The sequence below is a fragment of the Intestinimonas timonensis genome (assembly GCF_900626145.1).
Taxonomy (GTDB): domain Bacteria; phylum Bacillota; class Clostridia; order Oscillospirales; family Oscillospiraceae; genus Intestinimonas; species Intestinimonas aquisgranensis.
The window spans coordinates 1,037,580-1,057,141 of sequence record NZ_LR130817.1; the positions used below are offsets into that span (position 1 = coordinate 1,037,580).

The 19,562-nt window shown below is 54.4% G+C and carries 24 protein-coding genes and 1 pseudogene; 9 read left to right on the top strand and 16 right to left on the bottom strand.

What is annotated here, in order from left to right:
- Nucleotides 1-138: 138 nt before the first annotated feature.
- The 6 genes from E0E29_RS11890 to tnpA (E0E29_RS11910) all read right to left on the bottom strand — a co-directional run bounded on the left by E0E29_RS11890 (nucleotide 139) and on the right by tnpA (E0E29_RS11910) (nucleotide 4,559).
- Nucleotides 139-1,632: a recombinase family protein gene (locus E0E29_RS11890; protein WP_130850015.1), complete on the bottom strand. Its 1,494-nt coding sequence runs from the start codon at nucleotides 1,630-1,632 to the stop codon at nucleotides 139-141.
- A gap of 43 nt (nucleotides 1,633-1,675) precedes the next feature.
- Nucleotides 1,676-1,900 (bottom strand): hypothetical protein, encoded by a 225-nt coding sequence (locus tag E0E29_RS11895; protein WP_130850016.1) that lies wholly within the window; start codon nucleotides 1,898-1,900, stop codon nucleotides 1,676-1,678.
- 79 nt (nucleotides 1,901-1,979) lie between these two features.
- Nucleotides 1,980-2,156: a hypothetical protein gene (locus E0E29_RS18235; RefSeq protein ID WP_165449805.1), complete on the bottom strand. Its 177-nt coding sequence runs from the start codon at nucleotides 2,154-2,156 to the stop codon at nucleotides 1,980-1,982.
- Between the two features lie 67 nt (nucleotides 2,157-2,223).
- Nucleotides 2,224-3,801, bottom strand: coding sequence for an IS66 family transposase (gene tnpC, locus E0E29_RS11900; protein WP_207303601.1), 1,578 nt, complete (start codon nucleotides 3,799-3,801; stop codon nucleotides 2,224-2,226).
- A gap of 57 nt (nucleotides 3,802-3,858) precedes the next feature.
- Nucleotides 3,859-4,215, bottom strand: a complete 357-nt coding sequence (tnpB, locus tag E0E29_RS11905; RefSeq protein ID WP_130850017.1) for an IS66 family insertion sequence element accessory protein TnpB — start codon at nucleotides 4,213-4,215, stop codon at nucleotides 3,859-3,861.
- Nucleotides 4,209-4,559, bottom strand: a complete 351-nt coding sequence (tnpA, locus tag E0E29_RS11910) for an IS66 family insertion sequence element accessory protein TnpA (RefSeq protein WP_130849972.1) — start codon at nucleotides 4,557-4,559, stop codon at nucleotides 4,209-4,211. Before tnpA (E0E29_RS11910) ends, tnpB (E0E29_RS11905) begins: the two co-directional genes overlap by 7 nt.
- Before the next feature lie 294 nt (nucleotides 4,560-4,853).
- On the opposite strand from tnpA (E0E29_RS11910), the gene E0E29_RS11915 reads away from it, so the two are divergent.
- The 6 genes and pseudogenes from E0E29_RS11915 (at nucleotide 4,854) to tnpC (E0E29_RS11940) (ending at nucleotide 9,199) form a co-directional block, all read left to right on the top strand.
- On the top strand, nucleotides 4,854-5,243 hold the full coding sequence (locus E0E29_RS11915; RefSeq protein ID WP_130850018.1) for a nuclear transport factor 2 family protein: 390 nt from the start codon (nucleotides 4,854-4,856) through the stop codon (nucleotides 5,241-5,243).
- A pseudogene (locus E0E29_RS11920) lies at nucleotides 5,224-5,959 on the top strand (IS5 family transposase); the annotation flags it as partial. The gene E0E29_RS11915 and the pseudogene E0E29_RS11920, both read left to right, overlap by 20 nt.
- Nucleotides 5,960-6,400: 441 nt before the next feature.
- Entirely contained in the window at nucleotides 6,401-6,706 is a 306-nt protein-coding gene (locus E0E29_RS11925) for a carboxylate--amine ligase (RefSeq protein WP_130850019.1), read from the top strand.
- Between the two features lie 157 nt (nucleotides 6,707-6,863).
- Nucleotides 6,864-7,214, top strand: coding sequence for an IS66 family insertion sequence element accessory protein TnpA (tnpA, locus tag E0E29_RS11930; RefSeq protein ID WP_130849972.1), 351 nt, complete (start codon nucleotides 6,864-6,866; stop codon nucleotides 7,212-7,214).
- Nucleotides 7,208-7,564 (top strand): IS66 family insertion sequence element accessory protein TnpB, encoded by a 357-nt coding sequence (gene tnpB, locus E0E29_RS11935; protein ID WP_130848408.1) that lies wholly within the window; start codon nucleotides 7,208-7,210, stop codon nucleotides 7,562-7,564. Before tnpA (E0E29_RS11930) ends, tnpB (E0E29_RS11935) begins: the two co-directional genes overlap by 7 nt.
- 57 nt (nucleotides 7,565-7,621) lie before the next feature.
- Nucleotides 7,622-9,199, top strand: coding sequence for an IS66 family transposase (gene tnpC, locus E0E29_RS11940; RefSeq protein ID WP_207303602.1), 1,578 nt, complete (start codon nucleotides 7,622-7,624; stop codon nucleotides 9,197-9,199).
- A gap of 140 nt (nucleotides 9,200-9,339) precedes the next feature.
- On the opposite strand, the gene E0E29_RS11945 is transcribed toward tnpC (E0E29_RS11940), so the two are convergent.
- Genes E0E29_RS11945 through E0E29_RS18465 form a run of 3 tightly spaced genes read right to left on the bottom strand, consistent with a single transcriptional unit; the run spans nucleotide 9,340 to nucleotide 11,906 of the window.
- Entirely contained in the window at nucleotides 9,340-10,965 is a 1,626-nt protein-coding gene (locus E0E29_RS11945; protein ID WP_130850020.1) for an FAD-dependent oxidoreductase, read from the bottom strand.
- The gene (ahpC, locus tag E0E29_RS18460) at nucleotides 10,965-11,528 is read right to left on the bottom strand and encodes an alkyl hydroperoxide reductase subunit C (RefSeq protein WP_207303603.1); all 564 of its coding nucleotides are present in this window, start codon (nucleotides 11,526-11,528) and stop codon (nucleotides 10,965-10,967) included. Before ahpC ends, E0E29_RS11945 begins: the two co-directional genes overlap by 1 nt.
- Nucleotides 11,529-11,531: 3 nt before the next feature.
- The gene (locus E0E29_RS18465; protein ID WP_207303604.1) at nucleotides 11,532-11,906 is read right to left on the bottom strand and encodes a desulfoferrodoxin family protein; all 375 of its coding nucleotides are present in this window, start codon (nucleotides 11,904-11,906) and stop codon (nucleotides 11,532-11,534) included.
- 89 nt (nucleotides 11,907-11,995) lie between these two features.
- Here E0E29_RS18465 and E0E29_RS11955 point away from each other — a divergent pair, with 89 nt between their 5' ends.
- Complete coding sequence (locus tag E0E29_RS11955) at nucleotides 11,996-13,402, top strand: MFS transporter (RefSeq protein ID WP_130850021.1); 1,407 nt, start codon at nucleotides 11,996-11,998, stop codon at nucleotides 13,400-13,402.
- A complete protein-coding gene (hdhA, locus tag E0E29_RS11960) occupies nucleotides 13,399-14,196 on the top strand; it encodes a 7alpha-hydroxysteroid dehydrogenase (protein ID WP_130850022.1) in 798 nt (265 codons plus the stop codon). The genes E0E29_RS11955 and hdhA overlap by 4 nt, the downstream gene beginning before the upstream one ends.
- Before the next feature lie 401 nt (nucleotides 14,197-14,597).
- On the opposite strand, the gene tnpC (E0E29_RS11965) is transcribed toward hdhA, so the two are convergent.
- From tnpC (E0E29_RS11965) to E0E29_RS18240, 4 genes are all read right to left on the bottom strand, one after another.
- Nucleotides 14,598-16,178 (bottom strand): IS66 family transposase, encoded by a 1,581-nt coding sequence (gene tnpC / locus E0E29_RS11965; RefSeq protein WP_207303605.1) that lies wholly within the window; start codon nucleotides 16,176-16,178, stop codon nucleotides 14,598-14,600.
- A gap of 57 nt (nucleotides 16,179-16,235) precedes the next feature.
- Nucleotides 16,236-16,592, bottom strand: a complete 357-nt coding sequence (gene tnpB, locus E0E29_RS11970) for an IS66 family insertion sequence element accessory protein TnpB (RefSeq protein ID WP_130848408.1) — start codon at nucleotides 16,590-16,592, stop codon at nucleotides 16,236-16,238.
- On the bottom strand, nucleotides 16,586-16,927 hold the full coding sequence (gene tnpA / locus E0E29_RS11975) for an IS66 family insertion sequence element accessory protein TnpA (RefSeq protein WP_130849207.1): 342 nt from the start codon (nucleotides 16,925-16,927) through the stop codon (nucleotides 16,586-16,588). The genes tnpB (E0E29_RS11970) and tnpA (E0E29_RS11975) overlap by 7 nt, the downstream gene beginning before the upstream one ends.
- Nucleotides 16,928-17,023: 96 nt before the next feature.
- Nucleotides 17,024-17,476: a hypothetical protein gene (locus E0E29_RS18240; RefSeq protein WP_165449890.1), complete on the bottom strand. Its 453-nt coding sequence runs from the start codon at nucleotides 17,474-17,476 to the stop codon at nucleotides 17,024-17,026.
- Here E0E29_RS18240 and E0E29_RS18245 point away from each other — a divergent pair.
- The gene (locus E0E29_RS18245; RefSeq protein WP_165449891.1) at nucleotides 17,475-17,762 is read left to right on the top strand and encodes a hypothetical protein; all 288 of its coding nucleotides are present in this window, start codon (nucleotides 17,475-17,477) and stop codon (nucleotides 17,760-17,762) included. The two genes, E0E29_RS18240 and E0E29_RS18245, sit on opposite strands and share 2 nt — an antisense overlap.
- 49 nt (nucleotides 17,763-17,811) lie before the next feature.
- Here E0E29_RS18245 and E0E29_RS11985 read toward each other — a convergent pair whose 3' ends face one another.
- The 3 genes from E0E29_RS11985 to E0E29_RS11990 are packed head-to-tail and all read right to left on the bottom strand — an operon-like array spanning nucleotide 17,812 to nucleotide 19,521.
- Nucleotides 17,812-18,291 (bottom strand): plasmid mobilization protein, encoded by a 480-nt coding sequence (locus E0E29_RS11985; protein WP_242622486.1) that lies wholly within the window; start codon nucleotides 18,289-18,291, stop codon nucleotides 17,812-17,814.
- Nucleotides 18,292-18,308: 17 nt separating this feature from the next.
- Nucleotides 18,309-18,458, bottom strand: a complete 150-nt coding sequence (locus tag E0E29_RS18470) for a hypothetical protein (RefSeq protein ID WP_207303606.1) — start codon at nucleotides 18,456-18,458, stop codon at nucleotides 18,309-18,311.
- Nucleotides 18,448-19,521 (bottom strand): AAA family ATPase, encoded by a 1,074-nt coding sequence (locus E0E29_RS11990; RefSeq protein WP_130850023.1) that lies wholly within the window; start codon nucleotides 19,519-19,521, stop codon nucleotides 18,448-18,450. The genes E0E29_RS18470 and E0E29_RS11990 overlap by 11 nt, the downstream gene beginning before the upstream one ends.
- Nucleotides 19,522-19,562: the final 41 nt, after the last annotated feature.

Sequence of the window (19,562 nt, forward strand, 5' to 3'; positions counted from 1 at the left end):
CGGAGTATTTCCGCGCCGCCTGTGATATTTTTCAGCGATCGAAGGCGGGATTGGTAAAATAGACGTTCTTCTGATCCATTTTCTCCTTGGCCAGGCGGACCGCCTCGCCGAAGCGTACAAGATGGACATAAATTTCCCTTAGATTCTCCATTCGATTTTGATGGAATCACTGGTGGCGTAGATGACTCGGATGAGCTGATCCACGGTCTGGCGCTTGTCATCGAAGCTCAGCTCTTCCCACATGGTCAGGTGGTTGCAGATCTCAGTGTAGTCAGCTTCTTTATGAAGCTTCAGCTCAGAGATACGTTTCATCAGTTCCTGCTTCTTGCCATCCAGTTCTCGCACCCGTTCGCTGATGTAGCGGAAGAGGACATCATCGGCTCCGGCTATACGGTTCATCAGAGAGGAGATCTCGTCGTCAACCTGTGCCAACTCCACATTCAGTGTGGTCAATTCAGGGTTAAGGATATTCCCTTTACGCTTCCTCAGTGCCTTGAACTGCGCCAGCTTCTTGAGCATCTCATCATAGATAAGCTGTTCGAATTCATCCGAGTAGATCGTGCCAGGACCTTCGCAGGCTCTGGAGTTCAGCTTGTTAGAGCAGAGGAAGTATCTGGAGCGTGTAGTAGAGTAGTGTTTGTCTACCAGCGCATAACCACAGACACCGCATTTGATCTTTCCAGCCAGCCATGTGTTCTTGGCTTTCTGGTAGGGTTTGATTTGTTTTGCTTCCAGACACTTTGCCCTGCACTTTAGCCATAAGTCAGAAGGGATGATACCCTCGTGAGGTGCCAACACCAGATGGTTGCCCTCCAGATTCATCTGCTTGCGGCCAGTGGAGTCCTGCCCCTTATAGTAATAGCAGCCGTTTGTTCCGATGAAGTCGCTGGGGGCGTTTGCCATGATCGCGCCCTGGTCACGATAGAACTCGTAGACTGAAAGGTCTGCTCGAACATAGATGGGGTTTCTAAGCACATCTGCCAGCCGTGTGCGCCCCCACGGTTTACCGTTCTTCAGGATACCGTGTTCCTGAAAATACCGGATGATATCGCCGTAAGAACATTCGGGCTTGGAGTAGAGTTCGTAAATCAGTTTGACCTGTTCAGCTTCATCGGGTTTGATTTCATACATGGATGTTTTGATACCCTCGATAGTCGTAGGCACCAACTGAAATCCATACGGCACTCTGCCGCCCATATAGAAGCTCTTTTGACTGCGGGAGAAATATGCGTCTGTGACTCGCTTCTGAATCGTTTCGCGTTCCAGCTGTGCGAACACAATGCAGATGTTGAGCATGGCTCGGCCCATAGGGGAGGAGGTATCAAATTTTTCGGTGGTGGATACGAACTCAACTTTGTACTTTTCAAAGCGCTCCATCATCGTGGAGAAGTCCAGAATCGAGCGGCTGATGCGGTCCAGCTTATAGACAACTACTTTGCTGATGATTCCATTTTCGATATCATTCATCATTTCCGCAAAGGCAGGGCGGTCTGTGTTTTTGCCGCTGTAGCCCCTGTCGGTATATACTTTGTATGCTTCACCTCGCATCTCATATTTGCAGAACTCAATTTGGCTTTCGATAGAAATACTGTCGGCTCTGTCAACGGATTGTCTCGTGTAGATTGCGTTCATTTGGTAGCTCCTTTCACATAGAAAAGAGCTGCTGACAGGTACATCATACCGCAGCAGCTCCTAAATAGCTATTACTTTCATGTTGATTTGCATATTTAATAAAAACCTCAAACAGCCCTTCCTCGATGCACCGCCGCTGTTCAATGCGTTCCTCATCAGAAAGCTGCGGGGAGAGGTTTTCGATGGTGATGGTGCTTTTTCTGCCGGAAACAATATGTGCGTCACTGTCGTAAGTGAAGGGTCGGACAATAATAGCTATCACCTCCAAGGTTATTACATTCTATTTTTGAAAAACCTGTCCTATGCAAAACAGGCGAGCCGACACGTATCGGCTCGCCTGTTCATCGTTACGTCAGAGTTTGTTGCCAAGTCTGTTCCTCTTCATGGTCATCAGCTTTATGACCGAGGGCGATTTTCTTTTCATGCTCTTTGCGGAGCGCTTTGCTGTCTGCATGGTGGCGCATGGTAGTGCTGTCCATTACCGGTTCAGCATGCGGATCACGTTCCAGAGAGGTAACCGTCAAATCTCCCTGCGCATAAAAAGGCCGCCATCTCAGTGCCTGTGCATTGAGATGGCGGCCTGCAGTTCTATTATGATTTAGGACTTCTGCATTCCTGGGGTGCGTTCACCGGGAGGAAAGATTCGGCCCAGGCTTCATCCGTCTGGCTCATGTCAGGCGCGTTGTGCAGGAGCCAAACCAGATAGCGGTAGGGATCCAGGTCGTTCTCCTTTGCGGTCTCAATCAGGCTGTAGATCACAGCGCTGGACTGGGCGCCGGCCGGGGTGTTGGAAAAGAGCCAGTTCTTCCGGCCCATGACGAATGGCTTAATGCTGCGCTCGGCACGGTTGTTGGAGAGTTCCAGCCTGCCGTCCTCCAGATAGCGCACCAGGTAGGGCCACTGCTCCCGCAGATAGTGCAGTGCCTTGCCCAAGGCGGACTTGGGCGCCGTCTTGGCGCTGGTCTCATTTGCCCATGCCAACAGAGCGTCCAGAACCGGTTTCTCCAGTTCCAGCCGCTTGGTATAGCGCTCTTCCGGCGTCAGTTCCACGAGAGCCTGCTCCAACTGAAACAGCCTGGTGCAGTAACACTCGCCGGTGGCCGCCAGAGATTCCTGCCGTTTCTCTTTGGGCAGCGTTTGCAGCGCCTCGTCAAATTTTCGCCTAGCATGAGCCCAGCAGCCAACCACCCGGATGTTCTCGGGCAGCTTGTGGTAGCCCTGGTAGCCGTCCGCGTGCAGCCAGCCGGAAAAGTCCTTGAGGAAGGCCGCCGCGTGCTCCGCCTTCCGGCTGGTCTGGTACTCATACAGGACAATGGGATACTCGGCGCAGCCGCTGGTCCGGTAGACCCACATGTAGGACTTGCTTGTAGAAGTCCTGCCCGGTTCCTTCAGCACCTGCAGCGTGGTCTCATCCCCGTGCAGCACGGTTTCCCGGCACAGCTTCCGGTGCAGGGCGTCATACACCGGCCGCAGCCAGGTGTCCGAGGCCTGCAGGATCCAGTTGGCCATCGTCTGCCGGGACAGCTTCAGCCCCTGCCGCTGGAACTCCTGCTCCAGACGGTACAGCGGCGCGTACATGACGAATTTCTGCGTCATGATATGGGCTACCGCCTCTGGTGAGGCGAAGCTGCCTGGGCAGAGCGTCGGCTGTTTGGGTGTTTTCCGGAGATTGCCTTCGCCTGTTTCCGCCTCGCACTGCTTGCAGGCGTAGGTGTAGTACACATCCTCCCGGATCCAGAACCGGGCCGGCTCCATCTTCAGGCTCCGGTGCACCTCTTTCCCAATCTCCTCCATCACGGCACCGCAGGTATCACAGGTGCGCTCTTCTTCGCAAAGGCGGTGCTCCACCACTTCCGTAGGGGTTCCCTCCGGCACGATATCCAGTACATTGCCGCTGTGCCGCTTGCGGGCATGGGCCTTCACCGCCACCTGTTCCGCTGTGGCATTTTTCGTCCCATAGGCGTAGGCCTCCGCCTCATTTGCCATGAGAGACAGTTGGTCCATTAGGCCCTCCTGGAGCCGCTCTGAGGATGTGCCAAACTGCCGTTTTTTTGCAAGACCAAGCTGCTCCAGAAGCCATTGGTTCTGGAGCTTCAATTCTTCATATTCCGCCCGTGAGATGGTCACCATTTCCGGGGTGCTTGCGGCAGTGTTCTTCTCGTTTTCCATGAGAAAATGATACCATAAAACAGGTTAAAAAGCCAGCATTTTCAATGCTTTCCGGTATCAGATCACGCTCAGGCCGCTCACTGCTTTGTTTGCCTTCGGCTGCTCTGTCTTCAGCCCCTCCATCAGCCAGCGGTACTGTTGAGGTGTTAAGGCCTGCACTTCCTTCGTACTCCGAGGCCATTGGAAACTGCCGCTCTCCAGACGCTTATACAGCAGCAGAAAGCCGTCTCCTTCCCAGTAAAGCGCCTTGAGCCGGTCCCGCCGCCGCCCGCAGAAGAGAAACAGCGCCCGCTGAAACGGGTCCATCTGGAACTGGCTCTTTACCAGGTTTGCCAGCCCGTCAATGCCCCGCCGCAGGTCTGTGTATCCGCAGGCGATGTACACCGGACAGCTGCAACTAAAATCGTTCAGCATATGTGCAGCATCTCAACCAATATTTTCAGCTGCTCCATCCCACACGACGGATAGATATCCATTCTCACATTCCCGACATACAGCGTAGCGGAATGTTCTGCTTCGTTGCGGCATTCCTGCCTTGGAATCGGCACTTTTGCAAAGGCAACCCTGTCCTGTCCTTCCTGCTGTGCCATGCTGCCAGCAACAGACAGTACTTCTCGCTCCCAGCGATAATATGTAGTTGGTGTGATTCCCTGTTGCCTGCACCATTCCCGAACCGATCGCCCGCTGCTCCGGCATTCCTTGATTGCTGAAGCCCATTCCTGTAACTGTGCCTGGTGTTTCAACTCGATAGATGTCACTGCAAGACCCCCCGTACAAAATAGTGCTGGAACGTTCCGCTACGTTCCAGCACTATTATCTCATACATGTCTATCCGCCCGCTCCTTTGACGGTTACCTACAAGCTCCGGGACCTGGGCCAGGCCCTGGGCTTCAATGTGGGCTGGTCTGCGGAGAAGGGCGTGTATATCGAGACGAAATAACTCCGCCGCGGCTGACTGGCCCATCAGATACTTTATTTATAAAATATGGGCTCCTGATATAAAGAAACGGGGTATTTTGCCGATCATATAAACAGAGAGGGGGGATTGGACCATGCCGGAGACAGACAGAGAGGACCGGAGGGTGCAGGAGGTCATGGAGCTGACCAGCGCCATGATGAATCGCTACTATCATAGCAACGATGTGGAGTTTGTGATCGCCCAGATGGACGAGGATATCGTTTGGCTGGGGACGGCAGAGCATGAGTTCGCAGTGGGGAGAGAGATCGTGTCCGGTATTTTCCGGCGATTTGCGGGTCAGGTCCCCAAGTGCAATATCTCGGAGGAGGAGTACCACGTGCTCCGTATGGGGCCGGATGCCTACCTGTGCAGCGGCCGTATGTGGATCGTAACCGACGCCTCCACCGGGATTAGGCCTTGTTTGAAAAATAAAAGTTGCACAAGAAACCAAGTTATGCGAAGCTATGAGCATGAAACGATATGAATTAACAAAAGAACAATGGGAACGAATCAAGCCGCTGCTGCCACCGGAAGAAACGGGAAAGCGGGGTCGTCCCCGGAAGGATAACCGGATCATGCTCAACGGAATGCTCTGGATCGTCCGGAGCGGTGCGCAGTGGCGTGAGCTGCCGGAGACCTATGGTCCTTGGCAGTCTATATACGCAAGATTCGCCAAATGGCGGAATGAGGGCACTCTGGAAGCGGTATTCCACACACTGTCTGCGGACGCGGATATGGAGAACCTGAGCATGGACTCCACTTGCGTAAAGGTGCATGAAAGCGCAAATGGCGGGGAAAAAAACGGCGGATAAGGCGGTTGGCCGTACCAAAGGCGGGTGGAACACAAAGCTCCACGCTGTCGTAGACGGTCTGGGAAACCCGGTGGAGTTCCTTCTCTCCGCTGGAAATGACCACGATTCGGTTCACGCTGTTGAACTGCTGAAAAAGGTCAGAATCGGCGGGAGTGCCGTGCTGGCAGACCGGGCCTATGGTGCCCGGACGATTCGGGAATATATCTCAGCGCACGGGGCCAGCTATGTGATCCCGCCGCAAAGCAACGTTTCCGATCCCTGGCCGGTTGACTGGCATCTGTATAAAGAACGCCATCTGGTGGAGTGTTTTTTCCAGAAAATCAAGTGGTTTCGCAGAATCGCCACCAGATATGACAAGTCGGATGCTTCCTTCCTAGCCTTTGTGTATGGAGGGATGCCAGTGCGCTGTAAACCAATCAAACTGCAAATAAAAAAAGGCATATCGAATCTCATCGTTTTTACGACAAAATTCGATATGCCTAACACAAACGGATTCCCCGGGGCCGGGTCTGTCAAATAGCAAAAGAAAAGAGGATTTTCTTTTCCGTTTCAGCGGACGGTCTAGAAAATCCTCTTTTCTATGCCACGGGTTATACAGTTGTTTTGATTCAAAAAGAATTGCGCACCGAGATCACTCTTTCTATAAAACTTTTAATATATCATATAGTTGAAGTCGAAAGAATGATAACACAGTCGGAAGGTCGAAATTTGCTGACAAATGGAAAGAAAACAGTGCTTTTACTGAAATTGGGTTTAATTCATATTGCGTTTCCTACGTTCCTACGCTAAAATGATGGTAGGCAGAACAACAGGAGGAGGTTTGAGCGACATGAAATATCTTCTGTACCGATCCCCTGGAAGCATAGAGAAGGATGTGACAAAACACGAACTGGTGGCTGTGGAATTTGGTACAGACATCTATGAAGTCACGGAGGCTCTGGTCGAAGCAGCGGCTCAAGATCTGTCTGGCATGCCGGAATACGAGGGGTGCCAGACTGCTGCCTATGCTCCAGAACTGTTAAAGCCGTTCCGCAAGGTGAAACGCTACGACTACGAGATGACGGGTATTGTCTATCCCGCACACGGGGATGAAAATATCTTGATTGACTATGGAATTGTAGAAAAAGCAGAATAAAACACAAAAAGGGAAACCCGGATTTGGTCCAGGTTTCCCTTTGCTCATTGTGTCATAAACGTAACCGTCAAAAGAGCAGGCGGATAGACATGTATGAGATAATAGTGCTGGAACGTAGCGGAACGTTCCAGCACTATTTTGTACGGGGGGTCTTGCAGTGACATCTATCGAGTTGAAACACCAGGCACAGTTACAGGAATGGGCTTCAGCAATCAAGGAATGCCGGAGCAGCGGGCGATCGGTTCGGGAATGGTGCAGGCAACAGGGAATCACACCAACTACATATTATCGCTGGGAGCGAGAAGTACTGTCTGTTGCTGGCAGCATGGCACAGCAGGAAGGACAGGACAGGGTTGCCTTTGCAAAAGTGCCGATTCCAAGGCAGGAATGCCGCAACGAAGCAGAACATTCCGCTACGCTGTATGTCGGGAATGTGAGAATGGATATCTATCCGTCGTGTGGGATGGAGCAGCTGAAAATATTGGTTGAGATGCTGCACATATGCTGAACGATTTTAGTTGCAGCTGTCCGGTGTACATCGCCTGCGGATACACAGACCTGCGGCGGGGCATTGATGGACTGGCCACTCTGGTAAAGAGCCAGTTCCAGATGGACCCGTTTCAGCGGGCGCTGTTTCTCTTCTGCGGGCGGCGGCGGGACCGGCTCAAGGCGCTGTACTGGGAGGGAGACGGCTTTCTGCTGCTGTATAAGCGCCTGGAGAGCGGCAGTTTTCAATGGCCTCGGAGCACGGAGGAAGTGCAGGCCTTAACACCTCAACAGTACCGCTGGCTGATGGAGGGGCTGAAGACAGAGCAGCCGAAGGCAAACAAAGCAGTGAGCGGCCTGAGCGCAATATAATACCGGAAAGCATTGAAAATGCTGGCTTTTTAACCTGTTTTATGGTATCATTTTCTCATGGAAAACAAGAAGAACACTGCCGCAAGCACCCCGGAAATGGTGACCATCTCACGGGCGGAATATGAAGAATTGAAGCTCCAGAACCAATGGCTTCTGGAGCAGCTTGGTCTTGCAAAAAAACGGCAGTTTGGCACATCCTCAGAGCGGCTCCAGGAGGGCCTAATGGACCAACTGTCTCTCATGGCAAATGAGGCGGAGGCCTACGCCTATGGGACGAAAAATGCCACAGCGGAACAGGTGGCGGTGAAGGCCCATGCCCGCAAGCGGCACAGCGGCAATGTACTGGATATCGTGCCGGAGGGAACCCCCACGGAAGTGGTGGAGCACCGTCTTTGCGAAGAAGAGCACACCTGTGATACCTGCGGTGCCGTGATGGAGGAGATTGGGAAAGAGGTGCACCGGAGCCTGAAGATGGAGCCGGCCCGGTTCTGGATCCGGGAGGATGTGTACTACACCTACGCCTGCAAGCAGTGCGAGGCGGAAACAGGCGAAGGCAATCTCCGGAAAACACCCAAACAGCCGACGCTCTGCCCAGGCAGCTTCGCCTCACCAGAGGCGGTAGCCCATATCATGACGCAGAAATTCGTCATGTACGCGCCGCTGTACCGTCTGGAGCAGGAGTTCCAGCGGCAGGGGCTGAAGCTGTCCCGGCAGACGATGGCCAACTGGATCCTGCAGGCCTCGGACACCTGGCTGCGGCCGGTGTATGACGCCCTGCACCGGAAGCTGTGCCGGGAAACCGTGCTGCACGGGGATGAGACCACGCTGCAGGTGCTGAAGGAGCCGGGCAGGACTTCTACAAGCAAGTCCTATATGTGGGTCTACCGGACCAGCGGCTGCGCCGAGTATCCCATTGTCCTGTATGAGTACCAGACCAGCCGGAAGGCGGAGCACGCGGCGGCCTTCCTCAAGGACTTTTCCGGCTGGCTGCACGCGGACGGCTACCAGGGCTACCACAAGCTGCCGGAGAACATCCGGGTGGTGGGCTGCTGGGCTCATGCCAGGCGAAAATTTGACGAGGCGCTGCAAACGCTGCCCAAAGAGAAACGGCAGGAATCTCTGGCGGCCACCGGCGAGTGTTACTGCACCAGGCTGTTTCAGTTGGAGCAGGCTCTCGTGGAACTGACGCCGGAAGAGCGCTATACCAAGCGGCTGGAACTGGAGAAACCGGTTCTGGACGCTCTGTTGGCATGGGCAAATGAGACCAGCGCCAAGACGGCGCCCAAGTCCGCCTTGGGCAAGGCGCTGCACTATCTGCGGGAGCAGTGGCCCTATCTGGTACGCTATCTGGAGGACGGCAGGCTGGAACTCTCCAACAACCGTGCCGAGCGCAGCATTAAGCCATTCGTCATGGGCCGGAAGAACTGGCTCTTTTCCAACACCCCGGCCGGCGCCCAGTCCAGCGCTGTGATCTACAGCCTGATTGAGACCGCAAAGGAGAACGACCTGGATCCCTACCGCTACCTGGTTTGGCTCCTTAACCATGCACCTGGCCTGAGCCGGACGGATGAAGTCTGGGCGGAATCTTTCCTCCCGGTGAACGCACCCCAGGAATGCAGAAGTCCTAAATCATAATAGAACTGCAGGCCGCCATCTCAATGCACAGGCACTGAGATGGCGGCCTTTTTATGCGCAGGGAGATTTGACGGTTACTGAACCCCGTCGGAATACTCCAACGGGGTTCGTTTCGCACTATCTGGCAGAATTTTCAGTCATTACAGAATCAATTGAAGAATCTGCTCCATATTCTTTTTCCCGAATGAAATTTTATCGTCATTTATCACCAGACAAGGGACACTCATAACATTATAGCGCTCTTTCAAGTTTTCAAAATGACGAATGTCGTATACATGAGCGGTGATATGCGGATTTTCCGCGGCAATGTGCTGAGCTGCCACCACCAGATCCGGACACATGGTACACGACAGTGTAACAAGGAGCTTCATGTTCACGGTGCTTGTGATCGAAGCGATTTGGCGCTTTGTATCGCTGTCGATTGCCTGCCCGGGACCTGCGGCATTATACAGGCCAAGCACAAAAGAAGTAAACTCGTGCCCACTTGGGACCCCGTGGAAGGCCAGACCCATTTCTGTTCCATCGGCTCTGCACACGGTAACACATGGAGCATTGTCGCTGGATGCGCTGCGTTCCGCAACAGAAGCCGTAAGTTTGTCGGACAACTCTGCCAAGGCAGTGATGAACTGTTCCAGTTCTTGCGACACCGTGCGGTCATCCAGATACAGCTTCAGCAGCAGGGGGCTTTCCATCCGGTCAAAAACCGTATCCAGCTGCTGACGCATCTCAGCGGTGAAAAGCTCCCCGGATCCATCTGCTTCCTGTGTGTCAACTGTGACAGCTGTTTCGCTTTGCTTTGACGCTGGTACGTTGGCGCGTAGGCCGGTCTTGCGCTGCATGGCTGCCACATATTTTTCCAACTCCGTTGCGGCCAAAGCGCCGTCACTGGTAGCCGTGACCACCTGCCGCAGTGGCTTAATGCACACGTCCCCGGCTGCGTATACGCCGTCCACACTGGTTTTCTGGGCGGCATCGGTCACGATATAGCTCTGTTCGTTCAGTTCCACCGTACCTTTCAGCATTTCGGTGTCAGGCGCATATCCGGCCAAGACGAAAACGCCAAAGGTCTCGCCGGCGGGGCTTTTCACTTCCGTCACTTCTCCGGTGGCGGTATTTTTATACCGGGCATAGTGAAGCCCGTTTTTACCGGCCACTTCCTCCAGAACCGTGTTGGTCAGAACGGTGATTTTTTCGTGATTTTTTGCCTGATCCGCAACAGACGCGGCGCAAGAAAAGTCATTTTTGCGGATGAGTATCGTTACATGACGTGCAAATTTGGTCAGAAAAACACTTTCTTCTGCTGCGGCATAGCCGCCGCCCACCACATAGATGTCCTTTCCGGTAAAGAACTCGCCGTCACAGGTGGCACAGTAGGCAACGCCCCGGCCTTTGAGTTCCTCTTCCCCCTTGAACCCAACCGTTCTGGGATGGGCACCGGTGGCCAGCAGTACCCCGAAACAGCGGTAGTCGCCCCGGTTGGTGTGCACCGTCTTGATGTCCCCGGAAAGGTCAAAGACGGTCGCTTCCGCCAGCATAAACTCTGCGCCAAATGCTGCTGCCTGCTTCTGCATCGTATCCGTAAGTGCCTGGCCGCTGGTCCGCTCAATGCCGGGATAATTGACTACCTCGTTGGTAATGGAGATCTGGCCGCCAAACTGCAGCTTTTCCAAAACAAGCACCCGGTATTTCGCCCGGGCAAGGTAAAGGGCGGCAGTTAAACCCGCAGGGCCGCCGCCGACCACGATCACATCATATAAGTTTTCCATCAAAGCTGACCGACTAGATCGAGACTGGGCTTCAGGGTTTCCGCGCCGGGCGTCCAGTTGGCAGGACAGACCTGATCGCCATGGGCGTGGACGAACTGACAGGCCTGAACCTTTCGCAGCAGTTCTTCGGCGTTTCTGCCCACGTTACCGGCCGTTACCTCGTAGCCCACGATTTTGCCCTCGGGGTTGATGATAAAGGTGCCCCGCTCGGCCAGACCATCGGACTCAATCAGCACCTCGAAGTCTCTGGAGATACTGTGGGTGGGGTCAGCCAGCATGGGGTAATTGATCTTCTTGATCCGATCGGACGCATCGTGCCATGCTTTGTGGACAAAATGGGTGTCTGTGGACACGGAGTAAACCTCACAGCCGATGGCCCGGAACTGCTCGTACTTGTCCGCCAGGTCCTCCAGCTCTGTAGGGCAGACGAAGGTGAAGTCAGCGGGATAGAAGAAAAATACGCTCCACTTGCCGAGAATATCTTCCTTAGATACAAATTTAAAATCGTTCTCGTGGAACGCGTAGGTGCGAAAATCGGATATTTCCTTGTTGATCATAGACATAGCTTAATTCCTCCAAAGATCGTGTTGGTTGCAGAATGCGTAGACCGCCCGGACTTCATCGCCCTCACAGAGGGCAAACTTTGCTTTGGGCTTGTCATCCGGATCCAGATGGGCATACTGAATACCATGTTCGGATTCCAGACAGATCCACTCGATATAGTGTTCCCGGATCATGGGATGCTCCACCGCCCCCACTGTGACATGAACGGTATTACCGTCCATCTCGTAAACAGGGATATGCTTCTCACCGGAAGCTTCCGTTGTGCCGGGTATCATTTCATGCATTTTTTCACCACAACACATAATTGGAACGCCGACATCCCGTATCATGGCAACGATATTGCCGCAATGCTTGCAGATATAAAATGTTTGCTTCATGTCATTTCCTCCTTCTAAAGAAAGTATGTCCGGAAAAACGCAAATAATGTACTCACATCAGGGCATACTACCGTAAAAGGAGTGAAAAAATGGAGCAAAGCAACGCATACAAAAAGGGGTTCATTCCATACGCATTGGCTGCTTTCTTGATTGGTATCGTGGGCGGTTTTTCTACGGTACTTGGTCCGTCCTTTGTGCAGGATATTGGAATTGCCTACAATAACACCACATGGACAGCACTGGCTCAGGCCATGTCCACCGCCGCCTGCGCTCCTATTTTGGGAAAGGTGGGAGATGTTATCGGGCGCAAGACCACACTTCTTGCTGGGATCGCTGTGTTTACATTGGGAAATATTCTGTCGGCACTGTCAAACTCCCTTGTATTTATGATGGTGGCCCGGTTCGTGGTTGGCATCGGCACTGCCGCCATGACGCCCGTGATCATGGCTTATATTGTCACAGAGTTTCCGCAAAATCAGGCAGCGAAGGGGTTTTCCTTGTATATGCTGATCTCCAGCGCGTCCGTTATTCTTGGGCCGACACTGGGCGGTCTTATTATCGCTGCCTATGGCTGGCGTGCTATGCTGTGGGTATGTGTGGCCATCTGCACCATCACTTTTATCGCCTGTGCATTGACGATCGGGAAGCAGGACTCCCAGAGACGGCCATTGCAAAACTTTGATGGGGGCGGTGCAGTGCTGGTACTGATCTTCTTTAGTCTGGTACTGTGCATTCCGCCCTTCGGACAGAACTTTGGCTGGATATCAAAAGCATTCTTGGGTGTGCTGATTGCTGCCATCATCAGCTTGGCGGGTTTGATCACAGCCGAAAGAAAAGCAAAGAATCCCATCCTGCCCGGCAGATTTATGTTACGAAGCGCTTTTGTGCTCAGCGTCCTTGCGCTGTTTCTGACACAGGGACTGATGCAGGCAAACATGACCAACACCATCGTTTTCGTAAATTATACGCAGCCGGACAACACCGCGGTCTCCGGCTATGCCATCTCTGTGATGTATGTGGGAATGTCGCTGGGTGCCGTGCTTTTGGGGCCGCTGGCAGACCGGTTTGAACCAAAGCGCGTACTGATCGGCTCACTGCTACTGACAGGCATCGGCTGCGGGATCTTATTTTTCTTCTCGGAAGCAACCTCCATCCTGCTGCTGATGGCATCTTTGGGTATTCTCGGTTTTGGCCTGGGTGGAAACGGAACGATATTCATGAAAGTAGCACTGTCCGGGCTGTCTCCACAGGAAGCCGGTGCAGGCACCGGAACCTACGGGCTGTTCCGGGATCTGGCTGCGCCCTTTGGCGTGGCGGTATTCGTCCCGTTGTTTACCAATCAGATCACCGGTCTGATCGCAGGCGGGGCAACCGGGGCGGATGCCGCCGTCCAATCCATTCACTCCTTGGCAATTGCGGAGCTGATATGCATCGCTTCCGGCATCGCTGCCGTATTCTTTTTGCCTAAGATTCGTAGCAGAGGAGAAACGATATGAGATTAAAAAACAAGATCGTATTAGTCACCGCATCCACCCGGGGTATCGGCCTTGCCTGTGCGAAGGCCTGCGCAAAGGAAGGTGCCATTGTTTATATGGCGGCCAGAAATCTGGAACGGGCACAAAAAATCGCAGATGATCTGAACGCGCAAGGCTGCAATGTGCAATGCGTATTCAACAATGCGATGCAACCGGAAACCTTTCTTTCTATGGTGGAAGATGTGGTGAACGATGCGGGCGGTATCGACGTGCTGGTCAACAATTTCGGCACCTCCAACCCCGGTAAGGATCTGGATTTTTCAAATACCGAACCTTCTGCATTTTTGGATACCATCAACCTGAACCTGCGAAGCGTCTTTATGGCCAGTCAGGCTGCGGCAAAGCATATGGCAGCAAAGCAAGGCGGCAGCATTATCAACATTTCCTCAGTAGGCGGCATCGTCCCGGACATTTCTCAGGTGGCTTACGGAACCAGCAAGGCGGCGATCAACTATCTGACCAAGCTGATCGCAGTCCATGAAGCAAAAAATAAAATTCGTTGTAATGCGGTGTTGCCGGGAATGACTGCAACAGAAGCAGTGGAGAAAAACCTGACAGAGGAATTCCGGAGCCTGTTTTTGCGGCATATTCCCCTTGGCCGGATGGGACTGCCGAAGGAAATCGCGGCGGCGGTAGTGTATCTGGCAAGTGACGAAGCCGCCTATATCACCGGCCAGATCCTGACCGTGTCCGGCGGCTTCGGTCTGGCGACCCCGGTGTATGGGGACCTGTCCGACAAAAAGCTCCGGCGGTAAATCAGACAGCTGTTGCCGTGGTTTATTCTTTGATTAGGCATAGCACCGCCTGCGGTGCCCTTGCGAAGAAACAGTTGACGAACAGGCCGAACAGAGTTACCATTGACCCACAGATACCACTCGAGCCTCGCCGGGCGTTCCGGCGAGGCTCGCTGCATGACCACAACACCCACCACAGACGCTTCCGGGATACGCGGAACATTGTGGTTAGGAGAGGTCTAAAGATGAAATGAAAGTGAGAAAAAACCACTTAAAATAGTTAAAAACCAGTATAAATCACACGCTCTGGCTCGTTCGCGTCCGAGAGGTCGTGGGTTCGAATCCCAGTAACCGTCAAATCTCCCTGCGCATAAAAAGGCCGCCATCTCAGTACCTGTGCATTGAGATGGCGGCCTGCAGTTCTAATATGATTTAGGACTTCTGCATTCCTGGGGCGCGTTCACCGGGAGGAAAGATTCCGCCCAGACTTCATCCGTCCGGCTCAGGCCAGGTGCATGGTTAAGGAGCCAAACCAGGTAGCGGTAGGGATCCAGGTCGTTCTCCTTTGCGGTCTCAATCAGGCTGTAGATCACAGCGCTGGACTGGGCGCCGGCCGGGGTGTTGGAAAAGAGCCAGTTCTTCCGGCCCATGACGAATGGCTTAATGCTGCGCTCGGCACGGTTGTTGGAGAGTTCCAGCCTGCCGTCCTCCAGATAGCGTACCAGATAGGGCCACTGCTCCCGCAGATAGTGCAGCGCCTTGCCCAAGGCGGACTTGGGCGCCGTCTTGGCGCTGGTCTCATTTGCCCATGCCAACAGAGCGTCCAGAACCGGTTTCTCCAGTTCCAGCCGCTTGGTATAGCGCTCTTCCGGCGTCAGTTCCACGAGAGCCTGCTCCAACTGAAACAGCCTGGTGCAGTAACACTCGCCGGTGGCCGCCAGAGATTCCTGCCGTTTCTCTTTGGGCAGCGTTTGCAGCGCCTCGTCAAATTTTCGCCTGGCATGAGCCCAGCAGCCCACCACCCGGATGTTCTCCGGCAGCTTGTGGTAGCCCTGGTAGCCGTCCGCGTGCAGCCAGCCGGAAAAGTCCTTGAGGAAGGCCGCCGCGTGCTCCGCCTTCCGGCTGGTCTGGTACTCATACAGGACAATGGGATACTCGGCGCAGCCGCTGGTCCGGTAGACCCACATATAGGACTTGCTTGTAGAAGTCCTGCCCGGTTCCTTCAGCACCTGCAGCGTGGTCTCATCCCCGTGCAGCACGGTTTCCCGGCACAGCTGCCGGTGCAGGGCGTCATACACCGGCCGCAGCCAGGTGTCCGAGGCCTGCAGGATCCAGTTGGCCATCGTCTGCCGGGACAGCTTCAGCCCCTGCCGCTGGAACTCCTGCTCCAGACGGTACAGTGGCGCGTACATGACAAACTTCTGCGTCATGATATGGGCTACCGCCTCTGGTGAGGCGAAGCTGCCTGGGCAGAGCGTCGGCTGTTTGGGTGTTTTCCGGAGATTGCCTTCGCCTGTTTCCGCCTCGCACTGCTTGCAGGCGTAGGTGTAGTACACATCCTCCCGGATCCAGAACCGGGCCGGCTCCATCTTCAGGCTCCGGTGCACCTCTTTCCCAATCTCCTCCATCACGGCACCGCAGGTATCACAGGTGCGCTCTTCTTCGCAAAGGCGGTGCTCCACCACTTCCGTAGGGGTTCCCTCCGGCACGATATCCAGTACATTGCCGCTGTGCCGCTTGCGGGCATGGGCCTTCACCGCCACCTGTTCCGCTGTGGCATTTTTCGTCCCATAGGCGTAGGCCTCCGCCTCATTTGCCATGAGAGACAGTTGGTCCATTAGGCCCTCCTGGAGCCGCTCTGAGGATGTGCCAAACTGCCGTTTTTTTGCAAGACCAAGCTGCTCCAGAAGCCATTGGTTCTGGAGCTTCAATTCTTCATATTCCGCCCGTGAGATGGTCACCATTTCCGGGGTGCTTGCGGCAGTCTTCTTCTCGTTTTCCATGAGAAAATGATACCACAAAACGGGACAAAAAACCAGTGTTTTCAATGCTTTCCGGTATTATATTGCGCTCAGACCGCTCACTGCTTTGTTTGCCTTCGGCTGCTCTGTCTTCAGCCCCTCCATCAGCCAGCGGTACTGTTGAGGTGTTAAGGCCTGCACTTCCTCCGTGCTCCGAGGCCATTGAAAACTGCCGCTCTCCAGGCGCTTATACAGCAGTAAAAAGCCGTCTCCCTCCCAGTACAGCGCCTTGAGCCGGTCCCGCCGCCGCCCGCAGAAGAGAAACAGCGCCCGCTGAAACGGGTCCATCTGGAACTGGCTCTTTACCAGAGTGGCCAGTCCATCAATGCCCCGCCGCAGGTCTGTGTATCCGCAGGCGATGTACACCGGACAGCTGCAACTAAAATCGTTCAGCATGACTTTGCTGCCCGGAGGATCGCCAGCAGTGTGGCCTCATCCGCTCCCCCATAGACCTGGATCCGCACACCGCTTACCTCCATAGCGGCTACGATATGCCCGGAGAGCTGGGAACGCTCCATGATTGGCGCCTCTGCAAAGGTTACCTCCTGGACTTCTTTCAGGGCCTGGAACACCTTCCTCTGCCAGGAGAAATAGGTGGATACCGCGATTCCATTCTCCTGGCACCATTGGCCTACCGACAGCCCACTGCTCCGGCAGGCCTCCACACGCCGGCTCCATTCCACCAACCGCTGTTGTTGATTGGCTCTCTGTAAACTTGCTGCCTTCTCCATGTCTGCACCTCACTATCTTGGAGTCTGGGACACTCTCTGGTACTACTTGGTACTACCATGCACTTCCTCAGACTCTTATAGTTTGGCAGAGGCATTTTACCCTGACAAGCCGCCGACTGTTTTTACGCTTACCCAGAGAGTGTCCAAGCTGTACCACATCGTCCACAAGACAAACAGCACCACGGGGATCAACAGCAGAGCCGGAGACAGGCGCGGAAACTCCAGACTGGGCAGGCTGATCCTGGGCAGAGAAAAACGCTTCTCTTTCTGCTTCCCAGCCTGTTCGGCCATCTGCTCCAGATGCTTCACCGCTTTCAGCAGTTCGTCCATCTGTGCCTTTGTCGGGAGCTGCGCCAGCAACTCGCTGGCCTTCTTCATCAGCCCAGTCTGCTTCTCCGCATGGTACCCCAGTGTGTAGAGATAGTCTATCAGTTCCTCCCATTCCTCTTTCGTGGGATGCACTTCGGGAGGAGTCCGCTCGTGCATCGTCGGCTGCGGTGTGCTCTGCACAGTCTGCGCGGGACGGTTCTTCTCTAACAGCTCGTCCATGGATAATCTCTTGTCTGATCCTGAATTCATATTCCATATTCTCCTTCAGATATTTGTCACCGAACAGCAGGCGGTCACGGCACTGCCAGCCGCTGGGTGTAGTGTAGGTGATGTTCCGCCGGGACTTCTCCCAGCGTATTTTGTAGCCCTCGCTCTCCATCAGTGCAATGAATTCATCACGGTTGGAGGCGTGGCGCATGCAGTCATTGATGACATTCATGAGATGCAGCTTCTTGCTCCGACCACGAGCCGCCGTGTGATATTCCCCGACGGTCATAGTCTTTGATTTCCGCTTCTGCTCCCTGGGTTGAAACACAGGGAGATGATCGCCATAGTCACCACTGCTTTCGTTCCAGGATCAACCGGACTGCTGCGCAGAGTTCAGAGAACGTCTGACGCACACTTTCCAGATCGATCACGGTCACTCGTCCCATATGCGCCAGGGTGACGAGATGGTTCAGATTTCTGCCGATGGACTTCAGATCCTTCAGCACATCTTTCAGTCCATCAATGACCACGACTTGCTTACCCGAACAGCAGGCGGTCACATAATCACTCATGGACATACCGGACTGCTTCGCCAGTTCTTTGATGGCCTCCCGGTCTTCAGATGCCATGCGTGTGCTGAATTTGGTATCCTTTTTCATATTGTTTCCTCCAGTCTTTTGTAAAAATGGGGTGTGGGGCAACGCCCCACAAACAGGCGGAAGGCAGGGCAGCGGCGTTGTCGCAGACCAGACAAACGCGATGCTGGCCGTCGTCGGCACAAGCTGCATATCACTCGTTTCCGCCGCCGACGGCGAAAACTCGCTCATTCCGCTGCGCCTCCTCTTCATTCGCAACCCACTTTGTTGGGCTTGCGAATGATTTTACGGGAGTTTTCTTGAGGGGTGATGTCTCCGCCGAACCCCTGCGTTTTGCACTTCGGACACAAGCGGCCCAAAACGGCGTTTCTTTTCTCCTTCGGGAGTTCACTCGCCATGGCTGGAAGCCTCCAGCAAATCGCCGCACAGCGCCCCGACAGGGTCAACAGGGTCGACCGCTGGGGCAGCCTGTGCATCGTCACTATCGGCACGGTGCAGCTCGATAAGCCGCTTTCCGTTGCTGCGGCGCACCACACCGGAAATGCCGATTTTGCTTAGTGCGTCAAGGTTTTGCAGGATCAGCCGGGATACTTTCTTGGGAGTGATGCGCTCCATGCCAGCAGGGTCGATCTTCTCAGACAGCTCCGTGGGAGTTCCGATAAATTCTGTGCGGCCGCGCATCAGTTCAGAGATGAGATAGACGATGCGGTCGCCCAGCAGCTCCGGCTGTGTTCTGCTGTCTGCTACCATCTCCCACACGTTTTCGCCGTTGCGCTCCAGTGTAAGTTCCCGGTACTCAATGTCACGACCGATGCAGGATAGCTTCGCCTTGCCGCTGCCGCGCCGTTCCTCCACCAGTGTAAAACTGGAATCCACCGCACCGCTGATGTCCGTGGTACCGGAGATGCGGCTGAACACATCGTCAGCAGTCTCCTTACGCAGGTGGTGGATGAGCAGGATGGCGATGCCGTGAGCATCTGCGATCCGTTTCAGCGCAGAGAGGTCACAGTAGTCATTGGCGTAGGTGTTGTCGTAGTTGGTACCACGGATCATCTGCAGCGTGTCGATGATGACCAGTACCGTGTCGGGGTGTTCGGTGAGGAAGGTGCAGAGCTGCTCCTCCAGTCCCTTACCCAGGATGTCACTCTGGGTAGTGAAGTGGACATTGGCGGGAGCGTCCTCCGTGATCTCAAACAGGCGGTTCTGGATGCGGAGGGTAGAATCTTCCAGACAGAGGTAGAGGGTAGTGCCCTGCTTCACCGGCATCCCCCAGACGGGTTCGTCCTTCGCCACCATGACGGAGAGCCACAGCGCCAGCCAGGACTTGCCCACCTTGGGAGAACCCGCGAGGATGTGCAGTCCCTGTGACAGCAGCGTGTCCACCACGAAGTTCAGCGGCTTGAGCGGAAGGCTCATCAGGCTCTCGCCGTCGATGGTTTGCAGCGGTGTTGGTTTGTTCATAAACGAAACCTCCTTTTCAAATTTTGAATACAAAAGCTCCT